The 24057-nt window shown below is 45.7% G+C and carries 18 protein-coding genes and 1 riboswitch; of the genes, 12 read left to right on the top strand and 6 right to left on the bottom strand.

Annotated elements, in window-relative coordinates; genetic code table 11:
- Positions 1-33: 33 nt before the first annotated feature.
- Together galU and ABEQ24_RS07420 are read right to left on the bottom strand one after the other, a co-directional pair.
- Entirely contained in the window at positions 34-927 is an 894-nt protein-coding gene (gene galU / locus ABEQ24_RS07425; RefSeq protein WP_430006183.1) for a UTP--glucose-1-phosphate uridylyltransferase GalU, read from the bottom strand.
- Positions 928-971: 44 nt separating this feature from the next.
- Positions 972-2333 (bottom strand): glycosyltransferase family 2 protein, encoded by a 1362-nt coding sequence (locus ABEQ24_RS07420; RefSeq protein ID WP_430006182.1) that lies wholly within the window; start codon positions 2331-2333, stop codon positions 972-974.
- Positions 2334-3027: 694 nt separating this feature from the next.
- Here ABEQ24_RS07420 and ABEQ24_RS07415 point away from each other — a divergent pair.
- From ABEQ24_RS07415 to ABEQ24_RS07390, 6 genes are all read left to right on the top strand, one after another.
- A complete protein-coding gene (locus tag ABEQ24_RS07415; RefSeq protein ID WP_430006181.1) occupies positions 3028-3693 on the top strand; it encodes an ABC transporter ATP-binding protein in 666 nt (221 codons plus the stop codon).
- Between the two features lie 14 nt (positions 3694-3707).
- Entirely contained in the window at positions 3708-6026 is a 2319-nt protein-coding gene (locus ABEQ24_RS07410) for an FtsX-like permease family protein (RefSeq protein ID WP_430006180.1), read from the top strand.
- A 23-nt stretch (positions 6027-6049) separates the two neighbouring features.
- Positions 6050-7207 carry an MGDG synthase family glycosyltransferase gene (locus ABEQ24_RS07405; RefSeq protein ID WP_430006179.1) on the top strand — a complete coding sequence of 386 codons (1158 nt, stop codon included), beginning with the start codon at positions 6050-6052 and terminating at the stop codon, positions 7205-7207.
- Positions 7208-7427: 220 nt separating this feature from the next.
- Positions 7428-8537, top strand: a complete 1110-nt coding sequence (locus ABEQ24_RS07400) for an acyltransferase (RefSeq protein ID WP_430006178.1) — start codon at positions 7428-7430, stop codon at positions 8535-8537.
- Between the two features lie 169 nt (positions 8538-8706).
- Complete coding sequence (locus tag ABEQ24_RS07395) at positions 8707-9927, top strand: glycosyl hydrolase family 28-related protein (protein ID WP_430006177.1); 1221 nt, start codon at positions 8707-8709, stop codon at positions 9925-9927.
- Between the two features lie 196 nt (positions 9928-10123).
- Positions 10124-12211 (top strand): polysaccharide lyase family 8 super-sandwich domain-containing protein, encoded by a 2088-nt coding sequence (locus ABEQ24_RS07390; protein ID WP_430006176.1) that lies wholly within the window; start codon positions 10124-10126, stop codon positions 12209-12211.
- A 122-nt stretch (positions 12212-12333) separates the two neighbouring features.
- Here ABEQ24_RS07390 and ABEQ24_RS07385 read toward each other — a convergent pair whose 3' ends face one another.
- Entirely contained in the window at positions 12334-13689 is a 1356-nt protein-coding gene (locus ABEQ24_RS07385) for an amino acid permease (protein WP_430006175.1), read from the bottom strand.
- 130 nt (positions 13690-13819) lie between these two features.
- Positions 13820-13898: riboswitch (glycine riboswitch) on the bottom strand.
- Between the two features lie 424 nt (positions 13899-14322).
- Between ABEQ24_RS07385 and ABEQ24_RS07380 the strand changes: the two genes are divergently transcribed.
- Genes ABEQ24_RS07380 through ABEQ24_RS07365 form a run of 4 tightly spaced genes read left to right on the top strand, consistent with a single transcriptional unit; the run spans position 14323 to position 18259 of the window.
- A complete protein-coding gene (locus ABEQ24_RS07380) occupies positions 14323-15378 on the top strand; it encodes an iron-siderophore ABC transporter substrate-binding protein (RefSeq protein WP_430006174.1) in 1056 nt (351 codons plus the stop codon).
- Positions 15379-16413, top strand: a complete 1035-nt coding sequence (locus ABEQ24_RS07375) for a FecCD family ABC transporter permease (protein WP_430006173.1) — start codon at positions 15379-15381, stop codon at positions 16411-16413.
- A complete protein-coding gene (locus ABEQ24_RS07370) occupies positions 16410-17441 on the top strand; it encodes a FecCD family ABC transporter permease (protein WP_430006172.1) in 1032 nt (343 codons plus the stop codon). Before ABEQ24_RS07375 ends, ABEQ24_RS07370 begins: the two co-directional genes overlap by 4 nt.
- Positions 17441-18259: an ABC transporter ATP-binding protein gene (locus tag ABEQ24_RS07365; RefSeq protein ID WP_430006171.1), complete on the top strand. Its 819-nt coding sequence runs from the start codon at positions 17441-17443 to the stop codon at positions 18257-18259. Before ABEQ24_RS07370 ends, ABEQ24_RS07365 begins: the two co-directional genes overlap by 1 nt.
- Before the next feature lie 144 nt (positions 18260-18403).
- Here the strand turns inward: ABEQ24_RS07365 and ABEQ24_RS07360 are convergent, their stop codons facing one another.
- The gene (locus ABEQ24_RS07360) at positions 18404-18583 is read right to left on the bottom strand and encodes a hypothetical protein (protein ID WP_430006170.1); all 180 of its coding nucleotides are present in this window, start codon (positions 18581-18583) and stop codon (positions 18404-18406) included.
- Between the two features lie 251 nt (positions 18584-18834).
- Between ABEQ24_RS07360 and ABEQ24_RS07355 the strand changes: the two genes are divergently transcribed.
- Positions 18835-20004 (top strand): DUF418 domain-containing protein, encoded by a 1170-nt coding sequence (locus ABEQ24_RS07355; RefSeq protein ID WP_430006169.1) that lies wholly within the window; start codon positions 18835-18837, stop codon positions 20002-20004.
- Positions 20005-20061: 57 nt separating this feature from the next.
- Here the strand turns inward: ABEQ24_RS07355 and ABEQ24_RS07350 are convergent, their stop codons facing one another.
- Positions 20062-21294 carry a helix-turn-helix domain-containing protein gene (locus tag ABEQ24_RS07350; protein WP_430006168.1) on the bottom strand — a complete coding sequence of 411 codons (1233 nt, stop codon included), beginning with the start codon at positions 21292-21294 and terminating at the stop codon, positions 20062-20064.
- Positions 21295-21415: 121 nt separating this feature from the next.
- On the opposite strand from ABEQ24_RS07350, the gene ABEQ24_RS07345 reads away from it, so the two are divergent.
- Entirely contained in the window at positions 21416-22711 is a 1296-nt protein-coding gene (locus ABEQ24_RS07345; RefSeq protein ID WP_430006167.1) for an MFS transporter, read from the top strand.
- Between the two features lie 63 nt (positions 22712-22774).
- Here the strand turns inward: ABEQ24_RS07345 and ABEQ24_RS07340 are convergent, their stop codons facing one another.
- Positions 22775-23992, bottom strand: coding sequence for a TerD family protein (locus ABEQ24_RS07340; protein WP_430006166.1), 1218 nt, complete (start codon positions 23990-23992; stop codon positions 22775-22777).
- Between the last annotated feature and the right edge of the window lie 65 nt (positions 23993-24057).

Genomic DNA, 24057 nt, shown 5'->3' with positions numbered 1-24057 from the left:
GCTGTCTCACACCTGCTTTAGGTCAGCCATGAATCAAGAGCTTGCAACGGGCTCTTGTTCTGAAAGAAGCTCCTTCAAATAACTTCTTACATTCGGGCTCAGATCCCGCCGGTTCAGTGAAAAATCAATGGTTGCTTTGATGAAGCCGAATTTATCTCCGACATCATACCGTTTTCCCGAGAAGTTATAAGCCAGGACATTTTGTGTTTCGTTTAAAATCTTGATGGCATCTGTCAGCTGAATTTCGTTCCCTGACCCTGGCGGCAGAGTCTCTAAAATCGGCAGAATTTCAGGAGTCAGCACGTAGCGCCCCATAATGGCAAAATTCGATGGCGCAAGGTGCATTTCAGGCTTTTCTACAACAGATGTGATGGAGACAAGCTGATCTTCCCGAATGCTTTCAAAAGGTGCGATAATGCCGTATTTGGATACCTCATCGGCCGGCACCTCCTGAACGCCGAGAACCGAATTCTGATAGTTGTCAAAAACGTTAATCAGCTGCTGCAGACAAGGTGTGTCGGATTGGACGATATCGTCTCCGAGCAGCACAGCAAACGGCTCATTTCCGATAAAACGGCTCGCACAGCTGATGGCGTGACCAAGTCCCATTGGTTCCTTCTGACGGACATAGTGGATATTCGCAAGGCGTGAAATGTCCTGAATTTCATCCAGTTTGCTCAGCTTTCCCTTTTTAAGGAGAGTTTCTTCAAGTTCATAGGATTTGTCAAAATGATCTTCAATGGCACGTTTGCCTCTGCCGCTTATAATCAGAATATCTTCAATGCCTGAAGCTACTGCTTCCTCGACAATATACTGAATGGTCGGCTTGTCGACAATCGGAAGCATTTCCTTCGGCTGTGCTTTTGTAGCCGGAAGAAACCTTGTACCTAAACCTGCTGCAGGAATAATAGCTTTACGGACCCTCATATAAACATCTCCTTAGAAATTCGTATCATATGTTAAGCTCGGTTTTAGCCGCGAGTTCCCCATGAAGTAGAGCGGAGAGTCAGCAGTGCCCAGAAACGCATCGGGCAAAGAATAACTAGAAAAAGAATGCCATAGACCGGTGCCAGCAAGAATGTAAACGGCCTTTTGTAGGCATAGAATACGTTTCGCGCATAAGCCGATATCACAACGTAAGCCAGGTAATAAACAAGCATAACCAATCCCATAGTTGTGGATGTATAGTAAATGGCAAAAATGAGAGACACTCCAAAAGCAAGCCATAAGAACATTTCGAGCATAACCCAGATGAATACATTCGGCTTTTGCAAACCAATCTTAAGGGCAATCATGCTTTCTCTGAAAAAAGACTTATTCCAGCGATTTTGCTGTTTAATTAATGTTTTCAGACTTGTAGGGGCATCTGTGATGCATCTTGCAGTTGATTGATATAATGTTTTTCCTTCTCTGATCGCATAGTTCGTCAGGCAGCGGTCATCTCCGAGCTGCACTTGCTGTCCAAGGAAGGTTTGAGTGCCGTAGTGATCCAGATTTTTCATGACAACTTCGCGGCGGTAAGCGCTGAGTGGCCCGCTGCACACTAAGACATTATTCGTGACAGAATGCGCTGCGCGTTCAACACGGAAGGCATTGTCATAGCGCATGTCAATTAAACGTGTCAGGATATTATCTGTGCGGTTTCTGATATTGACGTGGCCTGTCGTTGCCATCACTTCACTGTCATTAAGAGGCTTAAGCAGCTCTCTTACCGCATTTGGGAAGACTGTGCAGTCAGAATCAACCGTAATGAAAATGTCTCCGGTAGCCCGTTCAAATGCCCAGATTTGAGCATGGCGTTTCCCCTGGTTTTTCGGGAGGCGGTGCACGATAAGATTTGGCATCTGAAAAGAAGGATTGTCTTTTTTAAGTTCAGACAGTACAGATCCAATTCCCGCTCTTAAGTTATCCTGAAGTTTAAGCGCAGCATGATAAGCAGAGACATCTTTGCTTCCATCATCGATGACAAACACTTCATGAACCGGATAGTCCTGCTTCAGAATACTCTCAATCGTTCCAAGCACGGCGTTTGGCTCTTCGTTGTAGGAAGGGATAATCACCGAAACCTTGACGTCAGGCGGGTCTTCCATAATTTCCTGGTATTTAAAAGATAAAAGCATTTTTCCTAATAAGTAACTGATCATCACGGCCCCGTATATGCCTATTGTTAAATTCAGTTTGTCTGAAGCTGTCCAGTTTACATAGAAAAGGGCTGATACCGTCAGCAAAAACAGTGTAATAACAAATGTTTTCTCCTTCATCGATAGCTTTTTCTGTGTCTGAAGGGATACGGATGCCATTCCGCTTGAAAGATCCTGTTCCATTTTGGCCATTTTAATTCTCCTCTCAAATGGTAATTCGACTGAATGCTGTCTGCTCCTCCAATCTGAATGAATGTGACGATGTGGTTCACACAAATGAGTGTATGAAAGGTGATGAAGCCTTGCAATCTATCTTTCTTCCCTGCGACTATCCTCCTTGTTAGTTTTCCAGAATAGCGATGACCCTATGTGCACAAGGATTGGAAGCGATGTCAAAAATAAGATTTATGTTTCATTTACGATGTTACACATTTGAAACATTTGTCGCAGAACGTCTTTAAACCAGTCTTTTCTCTCATGAAATGCCTTTATACCGCAAACGGTCAGCTCCCATCTTTACAAACTCTATCTTTTTGTAATATTTAATGCCTCAGCGGAGTTGAATTTTTTTCTATTTTTTAAAATTTGAGCTTTTTCAACATTATTGGCAGATTTTTTCGCACATTTTGTAAAAAAATAAGACATCAGGGCTAAGTGCTTCTTTATTAATCCGCTTACAATTCTATTTATTTCCAAAACTATTGTGATATAACTCCCCTTTTGAAAATAGATCAGCAGACTTCCTGTAGATTTCTATCTAGTTTTGAAGCATATGCCTTATGCAAAAAGGGCTATTGTTTCTTGTGCATGCATTCTGCCCTTGTTGCATGGTATATGAATGGAGTGCTATATATGGGATGAACTTTTCCTTGAAAGGAGTCTCCTAATGATAGAAGTAAGCGATTTGTCAAAAACATTTCCGAATGGAGAAGAGCTTGAATACGTATTAAAGGACGTTCACTTTGAGCTGAAAAAAGGTGAATTGCTTGGGATCTTCGGAAAATCCGGCAGCGGAAAATCCACCCTTTTGAACATTCTTTCAGGGATTGAGGCTCCTGCATCCGGAACAGTGAGGATCGATGGCGTGAACATTGCCGGATTATCAGACCGGGCTCTCACAAAATGGAGAGGCGCGCATGTCGGGATCGTGTTTCAATCCTTTCATCTGATTCCAACACTGACGTTAGTTGAAAATGTGATGCTGCCGATGGAATTTTCGGCAAACCGGAAACGGAAGAGGCAGCGTGCATTGGAGCTTTTAGACCAGACCGGCATCTTGAAGAAGGCGAATATGTTTCCGGATACTGTCTCAGGCGGGGAAAGACAGCGAACAGCCATTGCCAGGGCTCTTGCAAATGACCCTCCGATCATTGCAGCGGATGAACCGACCGGTAACTTGGACTCACAGACCTCAAGTGACATTTTCAGTCTCTTTCAGATGCTGGCCCGTACTGGAAAAACCGTTCTTTTCGTTACCCATGATCTTGAGTTCTGCGATAAAGTCTCAAAAAGACTTCAGGTTCAAGATGGATCTGTACTTGAAGTCGTTTAATGGAGTGTGACCGGATGCCATTATATTTGAGACTTGCACTTAGAAGCTTTTTTCATCAAAAGGGAAAAGCGTTTTTAATGATCGGCGCCTTCCTTTTTTGCTTTATATCAGTGGGAACACTGCTAAACTCAAATGATTTGTTTGAACAGCTGGTGCAAAAAAGCCGGCAGGAAGCCTCCATTGCTGATATTACTTACTACACCGGTCTTTTTGATAAGAATATAGATTTTGCCGCTTCTATGCCGGAAGTCAAAATCGCAGAAGCAAAAACGCAGATCAGAAGCCGGGCCAAGCTTGATGGCACCTATATGAATCTGCAAGTACAGATCTTACCCGAATCTCCCTTTGCTATTAATAAAATGGAGAAAGCCGGGAGTTCATTGCCAGATGATCACGAGATATGGATCGAAGCGACAACCGCCGGGCACACGGGGCTTGATTCTGGTGAAAAAATGGAAATCATCCTGCCTCAAAACCAAAAAAGCACCGTTCTTTCCGTAACCAAAACCGTTCGGGATCCCTCCAAAATTCCGGCGAAGTACAGCGGATCAGGCTACGGGTATCTTTCAGCGGCAGCAGCAAAGAAGCTTGATATTCCTCTATCTAAGAACATGATTCATGTTGTGCTTGAGGATGGGACAGACAGGAACGAGGCGCTCCGGAACATCCGAAAGCACCTTGAAGATAACGGTATTACCGTATATAGAAGCGAAATGTCTTCTGATACGTTTTTTATGAGAGAAACCTTGATGAACACGCTCTTTACAATCCTTCTTCTACTCGGTTTGTTTGGATCTGTTCTCGGTTTTATTCTGATCGTACACCTTTTCTACCGCATTTTGTCTGAGGATGCTTATTCGCTCAGCATTCAGAAGGTTACCGGGGCAGGGACTTCCCATCTTTGGCGGCAGTATGCTCTCTTAATCTTCGTTATTGGAATGACTGTCAGTATAATCTCTCTGCCGGTTATCAGTCTTTTCTCAAGATATTTGGTATCTGTCCTTTTTGAAGAGCTGAATTTCGGCAGCACCATAACCGGCTGGCTCTCTCCAAAGGTTGCGCTGACGCTCGTTATCTTTTCCTTTATTCTTCCGCTCGCAGGAGCCGTTTTCCCTGTAAGAAGGCTGATTTCTTCTCCAATTGGAGAGGGACTTATGCGGTCCGGACAGCTGAACATGAAAAAAGCGGGAAGAAGCCGCAGGCGATTCTTTCATCTGTCTCTTCTGTCATTCCGGAACCTTTCTGCCAAAAAAGCGCAATCCATTATGAACATTGTGATGCTCTCTTTCGGCGGCGCGGTCATTCTTGCATGCTATTCCCTTCATCAGTCCCTGCAGCAGGAAATGAACCAGACGGAGAATTTCTGGCAGCACGATGTAGAGTGGTCTGTAAAAAGCCCGCTTCCTGCAGATGAAATCACATCACTTGCCGGAAAAGTGGAAGGCATCCGTGCGGTTGAAGGGTGGACAAAAAGAAATACAGAGATTATCACATCCTCTGATCAACAAAATGCGCTGCTGTACTCGCTGCCGGCATCATCTGATTTAATTAAGCCCGGGACAGTGAATGGAAGCTGGCTGAAAGCCTCACAGCCGGATGGCATCGTGATTAATACAGAGCTTGTAGAAAGACTTGGGCCGCTCAAGCCCGGGGATACAGTAAAACTGAGGATCGGGAAGGACAGCAGAGAGTGGAAGATTGCAGGCATTATGAAACATTCACTGACCGGACCTGCTGTCTATATGGATCAGGACGCTTATCAGCAATGGCTCGGACAGGAATCTGTCAACAGGCTTCTGGCAGTCAAGCATAAATCGGAAAGTACCCGGTCTCTCCTCGCGGAAGGGGAACAGAAACTGTCTTCATCAGGCGTTCTGATTGAAGGATCGGAAACTGCGGAGGACATCACCTCGAGGCCAAAGGAAATGATCGGCCTTATCGTTTGGACGATTGCCTGCACCGGAATTCTCTTTGCAGCCGTCGGAACGGCGAATCTCATGATTGCGTCAAGCATCTCCATTTTTGAACGAACGAAAGAGATTGGTATTTTACGAAGCCTTGGAGCCTCGAACACCAGGATTTACGGGCTGTTTATCGGGGAAAGCATCCTCACAGCTCTTCTTGGGTGGGCACTAGCTTGTATACTTTCATGGCCCTTAAGCGATCTGCTTGGGAGGGAAATCGGTGACTCGCTGCTGCACTTCTCCTTACAGCCAGGCCTGTCAAAGGAAGGAAGCTTCCTTTTGCTTGCTGCAAGTATTCTGATCGGTGCCGCATCAGGCATCGTGCCCGTTAAAAGAACGCTCAGGAAAAGAATAAATGAAATCTTGTAACGATTTTTTTGGGGGGTTGATTAATGAAACGAGTACTCGTTTTGCCGCTTTTTCAGATGGAATCAGGTCATCATCGTACTGCTGATGCACTAATTGAAGCTTTTTCACACCAGGACCCGTCCACTATGTGTGAAAAAGTAGATATTCTTGACTATGCAAGCTCTTCACTGGAAAAATTCATCTCACAGCTTTACGTAAACTGGATCACCGCATTTCCGTCTGCCTACAGCTGGCTGTATTCGTCTTTTTTCCAGAAAAACAAAAGCTTGCTGCATTCTATTTATGAAACTCTTTTTCTTGAAAAAATGGAGCAGCTTATCCGTGAAAAACAGCCGGACGTCATCATTTGCACGCACAGCTTCCCCTCTTTTTTAGCAGATAAGCTGAAAAGATACGGCATGATAACAGCGCCTGTTGTGAATGTGTACACCGACTTCTTTCTTAACGGCGTCTGGGGCAGGGATCATATTGATATGCACATTGTTTCAACAGCCGGTATGAAGCAGCATTTAATCGAAGCAGGTACTGATCCCGCTTCTGTCAAAGTTTCCGGCATTGTCACGAATGATCAGTATAAAAAACGCAAGCCGGAAGCGGAAGACGGCACCCTTCATATTCTTGTCAGCGGGGGAAGTCTCGGTCTTGGGGATTCCCTGCAATCTTTGCTCAAAACGACCGCTTCAAGCAAAATCAAGTATAAAATCCTTTGCGGACACAATCAGGAATTGCTGCAGCAGATCATGGATTTAGGGAGGCCGAATATGACCGGCATTTCCTACATTACAGAAGCAGAGCAAATGAACAGACTGTATAACTGGGCAGACGCCCTGATTACGAAGCCAGGAGGAATAACGGTTGGGGAAGCAATCAAAAAATCTCTTCCGGTTTTTGTTCATTCCGTGCTTCCCGGTCAGGAAGAAAAGAACATGGAGTATCTGGAAACAGAAGGACTGGCGCGCAGGCTTGACCCGAAACGGCCGATTGATCAGCAGCTCCTGTCCGCATTGAAGGATGAGAAGCTTCAATTTTTGATGAAAAAGGCACGGTATCACTTCTTAAAAAACATTGAAATCCCATCGTGCAGAGAGCTTGCGGACACAATTGCCGAAAGCTGCCTGACCGATGATCCGAACGTCCGGTTTCTTGATGATGCCTTTTTAAAAGTTTACCAGAATCTGTAGCTACCGCTTTTTAAACAGCTGATAGTAAATAAAAAAGCAGCCTGTAACCATGATGCAAAAATAGATGAAATGATAGACTGACCTGAAAATTTCAAAAAAATAAGTCATAGACGTACCCGCTTTTTGTTATTTATTTTCCTATTCTATCATGTGTTAAACCCGCTGGCGTCATCAGCATCATCTAGTCAGCCCCGACTTCTAACATGCAGGAGGAGTTACAATGACAGCTCATACTAAGCAAGAGCCTAAACAGAAAACGTACATTTTCGAAATTCATTTTTTGCGCGCATTTGCCTGCCTGCTGGTTGTAGGCGTCCATGTTTCGGCTACTAATTACGGAATGAATGATGAAACATGGAACTGGTTCACTTATTTCATGAATCAATATGGCCGGTTTGGCACCACCATTTTTGCCGTCATCAGCGGATTTCTCCTTTTTTACCAAGTAAAAAGAAAAGGATTTGAGCTTGACCGATTTCTGCAGTCAAGATTTTCAAAGATTCTCCTGCCATTTCTGATCTGGAGTGCTGCCTACCGCCTGCTTCTCTATTATTACGACAACAAGGCTCTAGGAAACCCTGCGGAAGAACTGACAACATTTCTAATGGGGGATTCTTTCTATCATTTGTATTTTGTTGCAATTGTCGTGCAATTTTATCTCATTTTTCCATTTCTGCAGAAAATTTTCAAGACGCAGACTACTCTGCTGATTTTTACAGCTCTTTCTTTTATCATTAGTTTTAATCTCTACGGCTTCAACCCCGGAATCGAAGGAAAGCTTGGCGAGTTTCTCGCAGGCAAATCATTTATGCCCATCTGGATCTTCTATTTTGCCTTCGGCGGATTTATGGCGTACTTCTGGGATGAAATTGTCCGGTTTGCGACGAAGCGGCCATGGAAAATGCTCGCTGTGATTCTGTTGGTTTCAGCCGGGGCAGTAGTTGAGTATCAGACGAAAGGATACGTATCAAACCGCAGATTGACGAACTTGTTCAACATCCCTGCACTCAGCATTGCGATCATCGGAATCTACCCGCTGCTTGCGAAGCTCAGCATCGTGAAAAAAACATTAACGGTCATTGGGCAATATTCCATGGGTATCTATCTCATTCATCCGATGATTCTTTACTTATTTGCCCGTCATCTGCCAGAGACGTACTGGCAGGTACAGTATGTCCCTCTGATGTTCCTTGCGGTCATGCTGATTGCATCCTTATTTATCCGGATCCTGCAGTTTATCCCGCTCAGCGGATTTGTTATTCCTGTACCGAAAACAAAGAATTCGAAACGGCAGTCTGATGTGCGTCCGGAGCATAAAGCATCAGCGTAAAACATGTGAGCAGTCAAGATGGCTGCTCTCTTTCTTTATAAAATATAAAGGTCTTTAGGAACAGGAAAATCTATTTAATAAATTCCTTTTTTTGTGTAAAAAATCCAGATCCGTCCGATACTTTTGATGGATAGTGTTTTTCATTTTACACAAAAGAAGGGGAATAAGTGTGAGAAAAAGAAAAGGACTGATTATTGCTGCTATGCTGATATGTTCTGTCTGGATTGCAGGAGGCTTTGTTCCTGCAGAAAGTGATATTCTAAATGTCAAAGATTTTGGAGCTGCGGGCGATGGTGCAACAAATGATACCGCGGCCATAAAAAAAGCACTCTACAGCGGGAAAGGAAAGAGTGTTTATTTTCCCGAAGGCACCTACCTGATTAAGGAGGCACTGACGGTAAAGGAAAAGACTGAAGTTTACGGATCGAACGCTGTCATAAAAGCTGACGGACCGGGTGAATCTATGCTTCGAATTTACGGCAGCGGTATTTCCATCCATGACTTGACGATTGATGGAAATAAAACGTTTTTGCGCGGTATGACTGTGATGAATGGCACAATCGGCTTTCAAGCAAGCAAGCTTAAACTGCAGCATTTCAGCCAGCCTGAACATCCGAAGTGGGCGGAATCCGTGCCAATTGCCATCCGTGTCGAAGGCGGGGTGCAAGATGTGCTGTTTGACCAGCTCACCATCCGGGACGTCTATGCCAAAAACAAAACCTTCAATTCCGGCTGGGATCATTTAGTTGCGCGGGGAATTCTGATAAGCCCAGCCATATCATCCCAGCCGCCGAGCAAAAACATCACGATCCAGCATTCCCTGATAACAGAAATCGGGCCAAAGGATGATGGTGACGGAATCGTCGTTCAGGGTTTTAAAGAGAATGTAGGAGTCACAATCAAGCACAATACATTTGAGAAAAATCATAAACGGGCTGTCAAAATTCAGTCACCCGGTGCTGTCATTGCTAATAATCACATACAGAACAGTTTTTATCAGAATAATTTTTATGACACATACAAAGAAACGAACGAGTACGATATGTGGTCTGCTGTCTCCGTTTACAGTGATAACGTGGACATCACCGGCAATACAATTGATGGAACTGGCCGTTTTTCGGCAGCAATTGACATTGCTGGAGGAAATAATGTGAGCGTCACCCGCAACAAGATAGCCAATCGTGCAGCTTCCCCGTCCTCCGATGTCATTCGCATCAATAAAGGCTATGACGGCACAAGCAGATTTTCCAACATTTCCATCCGGGATAATTCTCTGAAAAACGGCCGTTACGGCATTAATGTGGTCGCATATGTCAAAGGTCTTTCTCTTTCTGGAAACACCTATCACAGCTTGGACAAATCTACAAGTCCAGGGATTAAGGCTGAATAGGAAAGCAGCTGCTATCAGGAGGATATTTTTGTTAATTCAGGATGAAAAGCGGTTTGGTTTCATGTAAAGAATCTATTGCAAATGTAACAATTCTCCCGCTCTTTTACATCCTCTTTTCAATTCGTCTTATACCCTCAGCAAAGCCCGTCAATATGATATGGTTGAACTACATTTCTTAAAGTGACAGGTGAGGCATTTGCACATATTCAACAAGAACATGATCATATCACTGACAATCATACTGGCTGCGGCCATTTTTATGATTGTCATGCTGGACAGGGATACTCCACCTAAGGAAGACCCTCTGCAAGAGCTAAAGGAACGGTATATGACCTATTTAACGGACGGCATGACTGAAAGCGTCTTTTCCCTGCAGAAAAAACAAAACAGCGAAGGCAAATTCACAGACATTTCATACACAGTCAAGGATGAAAATCCAAGGGAAACAGTCAGTCACCTTGAACGGCTAGAGACTATGGCCAAAGCCTACCAATCTAAAAATCACATAAGCTATCAGGATAAGAAACTGAAAAACGATATCACGGCAGGGCTGGACTATTGGAATCAAAATCCTGTGCAGGCTGAAAATTGGTGGTGGAACAGACTGAGGATCCCGATGATCCTGGTTAATATCTTGTTTCTGATGGATGAAAAACTCCCTGAAAAAACAGCGCAGGCTTCTGTCAAAATGCTGGAGGAATATACTGAGTCGGACTCTCCTCCCCTCCATGGAGTGAATTTAATCGAAAGTGAGAAAATCAGCTATATCAGCGGGTTGATCCAGGAGGATCCTTCCATGATTAAACACGCCGTATCTTCCATGCAATCCACTTTAAACGTGAGCAGCGTCGGTATACAGCCGGATATGACCTTTCATCAGCATGAACAATCCGTTCAAACCGGTACATACGGGATACGGTACGCACTCGAGACAGCAGGCATGTTTACTTTAGTTCACGGTACGGCCTACTCGTTCTCAAGTGACGATTATCAAATGCTGTCCCACTTTATCCTGGATGGCATTCAGTGGTTTATAGCAGATAACACGATTGACTATACCTCATTGGGCAGAGGCATTACCCGCAAAAACAATCAAATTCAGGATGTTATGGCCGCTGCAAAGATGATGGAAGAGCTTCCGACAAGCCGGAAAGATGATTACAAGCGTATGATTGAACGTTTAGAAGGGAAACGTCCCCCGTTTGCGGGCAATCGGGCTTATGAGAGTTCCGGACTGATGGTTCATCATCAAAAGAATTCTTATAGCTCCGTTCGAATCCTTCCTGAGGGAATGAACTCAAGTGAACCGTATTACAACGGCGAAGGACTCAATAATCGCCATATGGCAGATGGAGCCAGTCTTTTCTATTTAAAAGGCGACGGGTATGCAGGAATTTTCCCGGTGTGGGATTGGCGCAAAATCCCCGGAACAACTGTTGTGCACAATGATGAAAAAAAAGAACGGATTTCCGGTGATAACAATGAAACACTCATGTTCAGTGACGGTAAAAACGGGATAACGGCAATGAACTTGAATAACCAGAACCTATCTGCCAAGAAAGCATGGTTCTTTTTCGGGGACACCATTGCAGCACTTGGAGCAGGCATAACGTCTGAGAGCAAGGATCCGATTGTCACAACCATCGACCAGCGGATCTGGAATCAGCCGGTTGAAACGTCCGAAACACCCAAACTGGACGATTCCACCCACAAAACAATCTCTAAGCCAGGCTGGGTCTACCACAACGGCATTGGCTACATCTTTCCCGGAAACAATGACCGCATTCATCTTATGCTCAACAAACGGGAAGCAAGCTGGGAAAAAATCAATCAGCGGTACGAAGGAGAATCCCATGTCAAAGAAAAAGTCCTTGGCATGTGGATCAATCACGGAAAAAATCCAGAAAACAATCAGTACCAATATATTGTCGCCCCTGGTGCCACTAAAGAGGAATTCGAAAAGATAAAAGGAGAATCCCTCATTAAAATCATTAGCAATCATGGCGGCGTTCAAGCGGCTGAAAACACAAAACTCGCGGTAACAGAAGCTGTATTCTGGAAAGCAGATACACTTAAAACCGCTGATGATATCACTATCAGCACAAATCAGCCCGCTGCTGTCCAGCTAAAACGGAATGGGGATGAATGGATCATAAACGCAAAAAGAGCAGATGGTTCTGATAAAAGGCTGAAGATACTTGTTAAAAAGAAAATAGATAATCGGGATAGAATACTGATGGAGCTTGAAGGCGGTGAAGGGATTGAAGGGACATTTCAAGAATGACCATTCTATAAAGAAATGAAGAAGAAACAGACACCCGCTCTATTTAAAGAGGCCGCCTGCAGCGGGAAACCCCACTGTCAGACAGCCTCTTTATTTTACGGTCCTCAATGCTGCCTGTTATTTCACATGTGTGAAGACGGGGACTTTCTTCCAGATGCATACAGAACATACAGCAAACTAAACCACACAGGCGTCAGCACTAACGCAGGACGGGTCGCATCCGCCATGAGCATCACAATCAGTATCAGCCCAAACAGCGCCAGAACCGCATAGTTGATGAACGGTGCAAACGGAGCTTTAAAAGCTGACTTTGCGTGCAGATCCGGACGGGTTTTCCGGTATTTTATATGACAGATCAGAATCACGCTCCACACCCAGATAAAGCAGATGGCGCTGATTGTCGTCACAATGCCGAAAGCCTGCTCGGGAATCAGCTTGCTGAGAAGCGCACCAGCTGACACGACGGCAGCTGACAGCCACAGCGCATTTCCCGGCACATGCTGCTTCGTCAGCTTCCTCATGGAGGCCGGCGCCTGATCGCGTTTGCTTAGCGTAAACAGGATCCGGCTTGTCGAGAACAGCCCGCTGTTGCAGGCAGATGCAGCAGACGTCAGAACAACAAAATTAATGATTCCCGCAGCAAGCGGAATGCCGATTAAGCTGAATGTCTTCACAAAAGGACTTTCCGCCGCATTCAATTCCGTCCACGGATTAATGCTGAGCAGGACAATCAGAGCGCCGACGTAGAAAAACAAAATGCGGAGCGGAATTTTATTAATGGCAGACGGAATGTTTTTTCTCGGATTGGACGTTTCCGCCGCAGAAACCCCGACCAATTCTACTCCGACAAACGCAAATACGACCATCTGGAATGAAAGCAAAAATCCGGTCATCCCATTAGGAAACAGGCCGCCATGCCCCCACAGATTGTTCACCGAAACGGCTCCCGCATCTGTCTGAAAGCCGACTACAAGCATAACAGCCCCAATCACAATCAACGCAAGAATCGTAACCACCTTGATCAAAGCAAACCAAAACTCCAATTCACCAAAGAGCTTCACTGTTAAAAGATTGAGCCCAAGTAAAAGAAGCAAACAGACAAGCGCCGGAACCCACTGCGGAATGTCATACCAATATTGCACGTACACACCGACCGCAATCACATCGGCCATCGCCGTCATGATCCAGCAGAACCAATACGTCCATCCTGTCACAAACGCCGCCCGCGGCCCAAGATAATCCTCGGAAATATCTGTAAACGACTCATATCCTGCCTTGGACAGCAGCAGCTCACCAAGCGCCCTCATCATAAAAAACAGCGCAACTCCCACAATCAAATAAGCGAATATTATCGACGGTCCCGCAAGCTGAATCGCCTTGCCCGACCCTAAAAACAACCCCGTACCAATCGTCCCGCCAATTGCAATCAGCTGCACATGGCGGTTCGCCAACTCTCTCTTCAATTCCTGCTGTGCCATTCTGAACTCCTCCTTCTGAGATGTAAAAAAACCCAATAAAAAAAGAGACTGGAAGAATCCCAATCTCTCTGGAAGAATACTAAAATAGCATATGCTGGGCTGCAAATAACGAGCACAACAAATCCAATTTCCATACTCTCCTGTCCTTTTGCCTGAGATTGTGAACCCTTCGGCGCCGCTAACAAAGCGGTCTCTCCAGAAGCTGCTCCAGCTGTAGTGTGATCCACAGCCATCATAGCTTGCTTTATATTAAATTTGAGTATTTCTGAATAATGATTAATTGTAGGGGGTCCTGCATTCCTTGTCAACCATTCATCTGCTTTAAGGAAGAAACGAAGAATGTTCCACATCACTGTTTCATGTGGAACGATTCACGAATTTTCATAAATCTCTTTTGCTTCCTTTCATTTATGTGTTTCGGCATTTCTTCCCTTTTTTCTGCAAAAAAATACTTTCCATTTATAAACAGGAACACGAAAACGCTTCAATTAAAAGCTTTCCAATACCTTCAGCGCGCCGTTTCAGCAAGATTTAAATGATTCATATTTTCATTGACAACCCGTCAAATTGAGGATAAATTAATGATAATGATAATTATTATCAAATAAACTAGTGCTAAGGAAGGAAATACAAATGAATACAAGACGCAGATTTTCAATATTGGCATTTTCTCTCATGGCTGTGCTCATGATTGCACTTGCAGGCTGCTCAAGTGAGGAATCAGCCACTTCGGAAAAAGCTTCTGCCAAGAAAGCTGATTCAGAAGAGTCAAACACACAATATCCGATCACAATTAAGCATGCATTTGGCGAAACAGTCATTGAAGAGAAGCCTGAGCGCATTGCGACGATTGCATGGGCGAACCATGACGTTGCTCTTGCTTTAGGTGTGGTGCCTGTAGGTTTTTCAGCAGCAAACTACGGCATTCAGGATGATAGCGGAATGCTGCCTTGGACGAAAGATAAAGTGAAAGAACTTGGTGAAGAAAACCCGAATATCTTCCAGGATACGGACGGATTAGATTTTGAAGCCATCTCAGATGCTGAACCAGATGTGATTCTCGCTGCCTACTCAGGCATCACACAAGAAGAATACGATACATTAAGTGAAATCGCTCCGGTTATTGCCTTCCAATCTGCTCCTTGGGTTGCTTCATGGCGTGAACAAATTACCTACAATTCAATGGGTATGGGAATGGAAGAAGAAGGCAAAAAGCTGATTGCCGATACAGAGAAATTCATTCAGGATAAAGCAAGTGAACACCCTGAACTTAAAGGAAAAAAAGCGGCATTCGTCAGCATTTCAGCTGATGATCTTTCTAAATTTTACATTTACACTCCAGCAGACCCGCGCGGAGAGTTCCTTAGTGAGCTTGGAATGGAATACCCTGAAAGCATTACAAGCCAGTTAAAAGACGAAGAAAGCTTCTACCTGGAATTAAGCGCAGAGAATGCTGATATGCTTAACGATGCTGAAATCCTTGTCTCTTATGGCAATGAAAATACGTTAAAAGCATTGCAGGCTGATCCAATCCTTGGGAAAATTCCGGCCGTTCAAAAAGGGTCTGTTGTCATCATTGGAGACAACACACCGCTTGCAGCCGCTGGAACTCCAAATCCGCTTGCGATTGAATATTCTCTTGACGAATACTTAAAATTACTCTCAGAAGCTGCAAGCAAATTAAACTAAATGATGAATCAGTCCGTTACAGAAAAGAAGCAGCTGATGATACCCAGGAATTTCATAAAGGTTTTCATTCTTTCAATCATTTTGCTCGGCATATGCGCAGCGGCTTCTCTTATCTTTGGGTCCCGTACTGTTGGATGGAAGGAACTCATGGACGGTCTGTTCCATCCTGATGTACAGTCCCACGGAGCAAATGTTGTCCGCCAAAGAATGGCACGTACGGTGTTCAGCCTTATGTGCGGTGCTGCACTGGGCGTTTCCGGCGCCCTGATGCAGTCCGTCACGCGCAATCCGATTGCAGATCCGAGCATATTGGGAGTTAACACAGGGGCGGCTCTCTTTGTCGTCTGCGGCATTACCTTTTTAGATATCAGTACAGCGGGCCACTATATCTGGCTTGCACTTGCGGGGGCAATCATAACGGCCATTTTTGTATTCGGAATCGGTTCTATGGGGAGTGGCGGAGCCACGCCCCTTAAACTCGTTTTAGCGGGTGCTGCCACAAGTGCGGCCTTATCATCGCTTGTGATGGCGATTATGATTCCCCGTTCAAACGTGATGGATCAATTCCGATATTGGCAGGTAGGGAGTGTCGGGGCAGGAAACTGGGATTCTATTTCTCTGTTTGTTCCTTTTCTTCTCACAGGAGTCCTTATTGCCATTTTGTCCGCCCCTGCTCTAAATGCATTGGCTTTAGGCGACGAGGCTGCGTCAGGTTTAGGAGTGCGGACAGGCACACTCAGGCTGATTGCTGCTTTTGGCGGCGTTCTGCTGTGCGGTGCTGCAACGGCACTGGCAGGCCCGATCGGCTTTATCGGCTTATTATCCACCCACGTGATACGGCTCGTCATCGGACCTGATTTGCGGTATGTGATTCCGATGTCAGCTCTTTCCGGCGCCATTATCTTAACCATATCCGATGTGTGCGGCAGACTTGCCGGAAGACCAGGTGAGCTTGAAGTCGGCGTCGTTACAGCCTTTATTGGGGCTCCTATCTTAATCTTACTAACTATGAAAGCGAAAATGCGTGCGTTATGATGAATGAAACGATCAACCTTATTATGTCAGGCAGAAAAAAGAGACGGCTCCGATTTATCCTTGTGACTTCCTTCCTCGCAGTCATAGCGTTCGCCCTTTGCTGCGCTATGCTCATGCTTGGAAACACTATTTATCCCGTTCAGGATGTCATAAGTGTCCTCATGGGCGAAAAAGTAAAAGGGGCCACGTTTGCAGTGGGCACAATCCGCTTCCCAAGGATGGTTGCGGGCTTGTTTGCCGGATTTGCTTTTGGAGCTGCAGGAGCTGTCTTCCAGACCATGCTGCGCAATCCTTTAGCAAACCCGAATGTCATCGGAATAACCGCCGGCTCAAGTGCAGCCGCCGTTTTTTGCATCATTGTCCTTCACGCAAGCAATACGGTAGTTTCCATTGCTTCTATTTTTGGAGGACTTGCTGCAGTGCTGGTTATTTTCCTATTATCAAAAGGATCTTCTTTTTCAATCGGCCGGCTGATCTTAATCGGAATAGGCATTCAGGCCATGCTTGACGCTGTCATTTCCTATCTATTGCTAATCGGTCAGGAGCACGATATTCCCACAGCCATCAGGTGGCTGAGCGGCAGCCTGAATGGATCGAAGATGGAGAACCTGTATCCTCTGATGATCACCGTTCTTATCTTCACTCCTGTCCTTATCGGACTTGCAAAACGGCTGGATATGCTGGAGCTTGGAGAGGAGGCAGCCTCGTCTCTCGGTGTGGATACAGATAAAACCAGACTCGCCCTGATCATCAGTTCTGTTCTGATCATCGCTCTTGCAACCGCTGCAACAGGCCCGATCGCATTTGTCGCATTCCTTTCAGGCCCTATCGCAAAAAGACTGGCGGGTGCAGGGTTTTCACCGATCATTCCGGCAGGTCTCACCGGCATTATCCTGGTGCTTGCATCTGACCTTGTTGGACAGTTTACCTTTACTGCAAGGTACCCTGTAGGGGTCATTACCGGCATTCTTGGAGCGCCCTACTTGATTTACCTGCTGATCCGAATGAATCGAAAAGGAGATTTATAATGAAACCGGCACTTACTTTTCAATCCGAACGAATCACAGCTGGATATGAGAACAACCTCATTCTGCATGATGTAAGCCTCTCCATTCCGAGCAATAAAATCAGCATTATGATCGGAGCAAACGGCTGCGGAAAATCAACCCTGCTTAAAACAATGGCAAGGCTCATTAAACCTGCTTCCGGCCAAGTGACCCTTAACGGAAAACCCATCAGCAAAATCCCGCCAAAACAGCTTGCAAGGGTTCTCGGGCTATTGCCGCAATCCCCGATTGTTCCTGAGGGTATAACGGTTGCAGACTTGGTAGGTCGCGGAAGGTACCCTCATCAGACGTTTCTGAAAGGCTGGACAAAAAAGGACTATGAAGCGGTTGCCGAAGCCATGGAAATCATGAACATCACGGAATTTGCCGACCGCAGTATTGACGAGCTTTCAGGCGGCCAAAGACAGCGTGTCTGGATTGCGATGGCTCTTGCACAACAAACAGACATCCTGTTTCTCGATGAACCGACAACTTATCTGGATATCACCTATCAAATTGAAATTCTTGACCTGCTGACAGACCTGAACAGGAAGCACGGCACGACAATCGTCATGGTCCTTCATGACATCAACCTGTCCGCCCGCTATGCCGATCACATCTTTGCGCTTCAACAGGGAAGGCTTGTCGCAGAAGGCACACCGTCAGAGGTCATCACAAGCACACTGATCAAAGACATCTTCGGCCTCAACTGCACCGTCATACCGGACCCGGTCTCCGGCTCTCCCTCTGTGGTGCCGATTGGACGCCATCATGTGAATAGGGAATGCAGTGTGTATTGACGGGAAAACCGCTAGTGTACGTCTTTATAGTGATTTAGTGAGACTGGACCAAATTGGGCCGGTCTTTTTTTTAGCCACTGTTAACCTTAAATGGCTTCACATCAAAGTTCGGACCGAACAACAAAAAAGTCACAGCAATTTATATTACTGTGACTTTCGATTCTTTTCATTCTCTCCTGCAAAATATGCTGCACATAAAAGGAATAGTATTCCCAGTCCCCATCCCGCTATCGCTGAATAATCAAAAAGATTCTTTGCTGCTATTCCGCCCGTAATGGATGCTGAAAAAAGCATAAGAAACATAACTGTGTAGTTCTTCTTCATAGACCCGCTCACCTCTTTACCATAATTATACTAGTGACAGCGGGATATCCCAACCTGAAAACCAGAACATTTTAAAGGTTCAGCAACTTGAATATGTGAAACTTTTACCGCACAGAAACGTATTTCCAGTACAACCATCGAAGCAATACGTTTCTCAAGGGCAGGGAGCACCGTAAATATACTTATAAAGAGTGTGCACGATCCTAGCCAGCTACAGGTTAATAATTGTATTAAACAAGGGAGAATGCATTATGAATGTTTCATCAAATTCCCAAAAAGCCGGAAGAGCAAAGCGCGCACTATCACTGGATCTTGCAAGAGGTGCTATGCTGCTGCTGATTGCACTTGCTCATGCCCCGCTTTATTTGTACGCCTCTGAACCCGGAATCATGCAAAGAGTTGAGGCTGTCAATTTCTTTGATCAAATCGTGAATCTGATCGGCCTTTTCCTGATTGATAACCGGGCCAGGGCGATGTTTGCCGTTTTGCTTGGCTATGGCTTTGTTTTGGCATATGAAAGTCAGCTCTCAAGAGGAGAAACAGAAAAGGCTGCCATTAAAACGATACGGCGCCGTTCCTGGTATCTGATTTTATTCGGTGTTTCGCTGGCCGTCTTCATTGGAGGACAGGATATTCTTATGGCCTATGGGATAGCCGGACTAATCGTCAGCGGGCTTTTGAAACGCGAAATAAAAACGTTGATCAAAACTTTTGTTTTAATCACACTGTTCTACGGGGTGATGGTACCGGTCGCATGGGGCTTTAATATGCAGGAAATCGGCGGCTATGGTTTCCCCCCGGAGGTCTCAGCCGCAGATACCTACCTTGACACTGCTTTTGCTGCGATGCTTTCATTTCCATCTATTCCTTTATTAATATATATCATGTTCCCGATTCTTCCGTCCGTTCTGCTTGGCATGTGGATGGCGAAATATCGCTTGTTAACAGAACCGGAGCAGCGGTTAAAAACACTCTATGTCATGACCTTTGCAGGATTATCTGTCTCGCTGGCAGGCGCTCTCCCATTATCTCTTTTAGGAACTGTCTGGCAGCCTGGATTCTTTACAGCCGGTATCATGAACGGATTGCACATTTTAACCGGAATCGCCGGAGGACTGGCTTATGCCTCGCTATTTGGAATCATCGGGGCAAAATTAGTCGTTCCGGGACGATTCACCCTTTCATTAGCGGCCCTGGGAAAACGTTCCTTAACCTTCTATATTTGGAATGAAGCGATGCTTGTCCTTCTTTTATCGCCAGCAGCACTTGATTTGGGAGGAAAGGTGAGTAACGGAATGGCTGCTGTGATTGCTGTTTTAGTCTGGCTTTTTTCACTCCTTTTGGCCACTGTATTGGAGAAACAGCATCTTAACGGTCCTATGGAGGTTTTCTTAAGAAGATTGGTGTATAAAAATAAGTAGAAAAAACCACCGGGAGGCAGTTGAAGCCCGGTGGTTCATGTTTTTTACAGCTTATGTCTATTTTTGTATCTCTCTATTTCCCCCAAGCTCCTCATACGTATTCCTGCTGAACTCTTTATACGGCGAATCCGGCATTGCCTCAAACCGCTCCACCGCTGTCCGAGCCGCCGCCAAAGCTTTTTCTGAATCCCCCAGCTTTTCATAGCACAGGGCTTTGTAAGTATCCCTCAAGTAAAACTGGGATAAATCAAACGGGTGGTGATGATAAGGCGGAACTTCCGCCAGATTCAAATAGCGGATGGCTTCTTCATATTCCCGGAGGCCATGCAGGGCTTTCCCTTTTTGGAGGAAGAACCATTCTTTGAATTTCAGGCCCGTTTCTGCCTTCTCCAAGTGCGGATTGATCAAATCAAGCGCCGCCCGGTAATCATGTTTGACCAAAATGAAAGATTCAATATGAAACAGCTGATAGCTGAGCCAGGATCCTTCATCTTCCGAGAATTCAGCATACTGCTTCAATTTCATGATGTAGTAGGTATACAGCTCTGTATCCTCAGCCATCAGGGCAGAAGCAGCTGCCATCCGGTACAAATCATCAATCAGGTAATACATTTTATTTTCTTTTGAAAAGGCGATCGCCTCATTCATCACTCGTTTTGCAGACATGGTATCGCCGACTGCAAAGTGCATGATGGCTTCATGATAATCGAGATCAAGCCTTGTGATCGGGTCAATATAGGCAAACCTTTTTTCGATTTCTTTCCGCTCAAAAAGCAACACCTCCAGCGCCTTTTCATAATGGTGCCCGATAAAATGGACGATGCTCCGGAAAAGGCCCGTGCTTGCCCGCTTTTGTGTCAGGTTCATCTGTTCATAAAGCACTGTGGCTTTGTCAATTGGTTCCTTCCACTCTTTTTTCTCGCTGCACATGCTGCGTCCGTACAGTTCCAGCAGCCTTGCCGCTTCATAACCCTGCTGCAGCTTATGGACATGCGGTTCAATCAGATGGATGAGCTTTTCGTATTTATCAGCAAGATCATCCTTGTTCGTGCTGTATATTCTCTCTGCCTCATTCAGCACTTCTCTCAGCTCAACCACATTTACTTCATTAACAAGATGGGACACATCCACCTCCAGCCGCTTCGCGATATAGGCCAGGCTTTCCATAGACGGATTCGCTTTATTGTTCTCAATCAGGCTCAGCATTCCTTTCGTAAGTTCGGATCCCGCAAGCTCTGCAAGTGTCAGTTTTTTCTGCTTCCGCAGGTTTCGAATTCGTTCCCCTAACATGGTTAACACCCCAATTTTTCTAATTAGTTTAATTTTATTAAACTTTTGCTTGAAATGGAAGAGCAGACTGAGGTATAATTTGTTTAATTAAATTAAACTTTTGCTATTTGGAGGGTTTTTAATGGATGAAATAAAAAAATTAAAAATGGCGACCTGCCATTTGTTCACCTTCACCATCAGCAAGCTCATCTCAACGTTTGGCGCACAGGTATATGCCTTTGCCATCAGCTTTCACATCCTGCAAATTACAGGATCGGCCACAAGCTTTGCTGCAAACCTGCTATGCAACATTCTGCCTCGGACGCTGATTTCACCCTTTGCAGGCTATGCCGCAGACAAATACTCACGGAAAAAAATCGTCATCCTCTCACAGATCTCAACTACCCTTGCCATCAGCGGTCTTCTTTACGTGAGCCTGACCTATGGTCTCTCATTGACCGCCATCTACATCACAACAAGCATCCTGGCCATCGCTTCCACCTTTTCTTCCGTCACGTTCTCATCATCCATCACCGGCTTAGTCGACGAAGCACGCATCCAGCGGGCCATGTCACTCAACCAGATGGCCATGTCCTTCGCAGCAATCGGCAGTCCGGCAGCCGGAGGATTGTTATATGGAGCCGTTTCAATGGAGACCTTTCTGATCATCTACATCGCCGCTTCCATCGCAGCCGTACTTCTTGAATCCACCATGAATTTCACCCTTTTTGCAAAACGTAAAACCGAAGGAAAGCCAAAAGAATCCATGTGGCAGAGCATGAAAGCAGGCGTAAGCTATTTGAAAACGAAGCAGGTGCTCATGACCCTGATCTGGCTCTGCCTCATCGTCAATTTCCTGTTCGGTGCCTTTGAGGTAGGCTACTCCTACATCCTGATTGAAAAACTAAACCTGTCATCACAGCATTTCGGATTCACGCAGGGAGCCTTCGCCGCCGGCATGCTCGTCCTATCTGTCTATTTCTCAGTCCGAAAAGAGGTCAAGTATCCATTTCTCGTCTCAAAACGCGGCATTCTTACCATCGGCATCATCCTTGGAGCCACTGCGCTGCCGCTCATGATTGATTTGACCTACTGGTCCTTCTTCATCTTTTACATGATTCTCATGTTCAGCTTCGGCGCCATGATCATCATCATCAACACACCCATTCAGGTCATGATGCAGAAAATGATCGAAGACGACTACAAAGGCCGCGTATTCTCACTAATCGAAACGATGGCCATGGCTCTCATGCCGCTCGGGATGATCCTGTTTGGATTCCTGTACGACGCCGTACCGGGTCAGTACATCCTGCTTGCCTCTGCAGCAATCCTGATTGGAGTGGTCGTTACCCTGGCAAGACCGAGTGTTGTTAGAAAGGTGCATCCGGAGCTCGGCAGGGAAAAAGGGGTATTGTCTGAAGCTGGGACGGCTGTGTAAAAACAGTTCACCTAAAAAAAGCAAAACGCGGACTTACCCAGCATTAAGGTAAGTCCGCGTTTTTTATTTATAATTATTAATCGGCCCTGCATCCATCACAACCTCGACCATACCTGATGCACCCATTCTAAGCTGTGGTCTGTACTCTGAGTTCGGGAAACTGTACAGCTCCAGCGGATTGATGATTACGCCATCCGGGGTATTATGCAGAATTCCCGGAACACACGTATAGATCCGGTCGTTGTCATTGGCATTCTTGGCGGAAATCGTAACGGAGGTCCCGCTGTGATTATCGATGCTCATCGACACCTTGTACCGGTAGAAGGAACCTGCTCCGTTGGACTGAGCGGAGTAAACAACAGGCACGACGGCGAGGATATCGTTCGTTAACCTTAATTTAATAACCTCTGTCTTCGTTTTCCGGCTGTCTCTTCCGACATCTCCCATATGCTCAACCGCTCCGCCTGCGAACTTTCTCAGAGGAGGTACCCCTGCAGCCCCGAACATTGCGACATCGACCTGCCTGCCGTCCTTCGTGTAAACGAGCGCATAGATATCATAATCTGTCCCCGTCTTCCATGACACCGTAGCCGTAATTTCCGGCGTCTTCTCAATCATGACCGGCTTCTGGCCTTTGTCGAGATTGATCTTGCCCTTTACCTTTTCAAGAACAATTTTTTTCTCAGGAGCAGGCGGCGCCTTTACAGGTTCTTTGACGGGCGGCGTTTGAACAGCTTTTGGAGGAGCAGTTTGCTCCTCAGGCTCCACTTCCACACCGAAATTCCTGCACAGACCTTCAAGGCCCGAATCAAAGCCGCGCCAGATGGACTTCGCCTTTGTCTGGCCGTTTCTCACATACAGCTCCAGCACCACAATCCCGTTTTCCTTTGAAAAGCTGGACGGCGTTAACTCGATTACCTTGTCACCCGAGCGCACCTGGGCTTTTAAATTCCGTACATTCGCAAACCCCGTGTGGTTATCCTCTGTCAGCGTAATGGCAATCTTGCTGATTCTGGCAGGAGCTTTGCTCATATCAAACTGCAGGTTATGTATGACCGTGTTCCCCGCATTCTCAGACGGCAGCAGCGTCGCAACACCGGCAGGGCCATTCGGCTGATTGTAAAAGATAATCCCGCTGTCCCCCTGCACTTTATCTGTATCTGTTAAAAGGAAAGCCGTTAAAGAAATATCGATCGTATTTGACCGGTCAAAACTCACCGTTACATAGCCTTTTGGGGAACTTAAAACGGTGTTTCCGCCCATTTGCAGCATTGCGTTCATTTATGACCACTCCTTGTTTCTATTCATCTATTAGTATCTGAAAATCACTGCAGAAAAGATTCTTC

The organism is Metabacillus idriensis, from assembly GCF_050483325.1.
Lineage (GTDB): Bacteria > Bacillota > Bacilli > Bacillales > Bacillaceae > Bacillus_P > Bacillus_P idriensis_A.
Note: the sequence above shows the minus strand (reverse complement) of the source record. Positions and strands in the feature narration are given on the sequence as shown.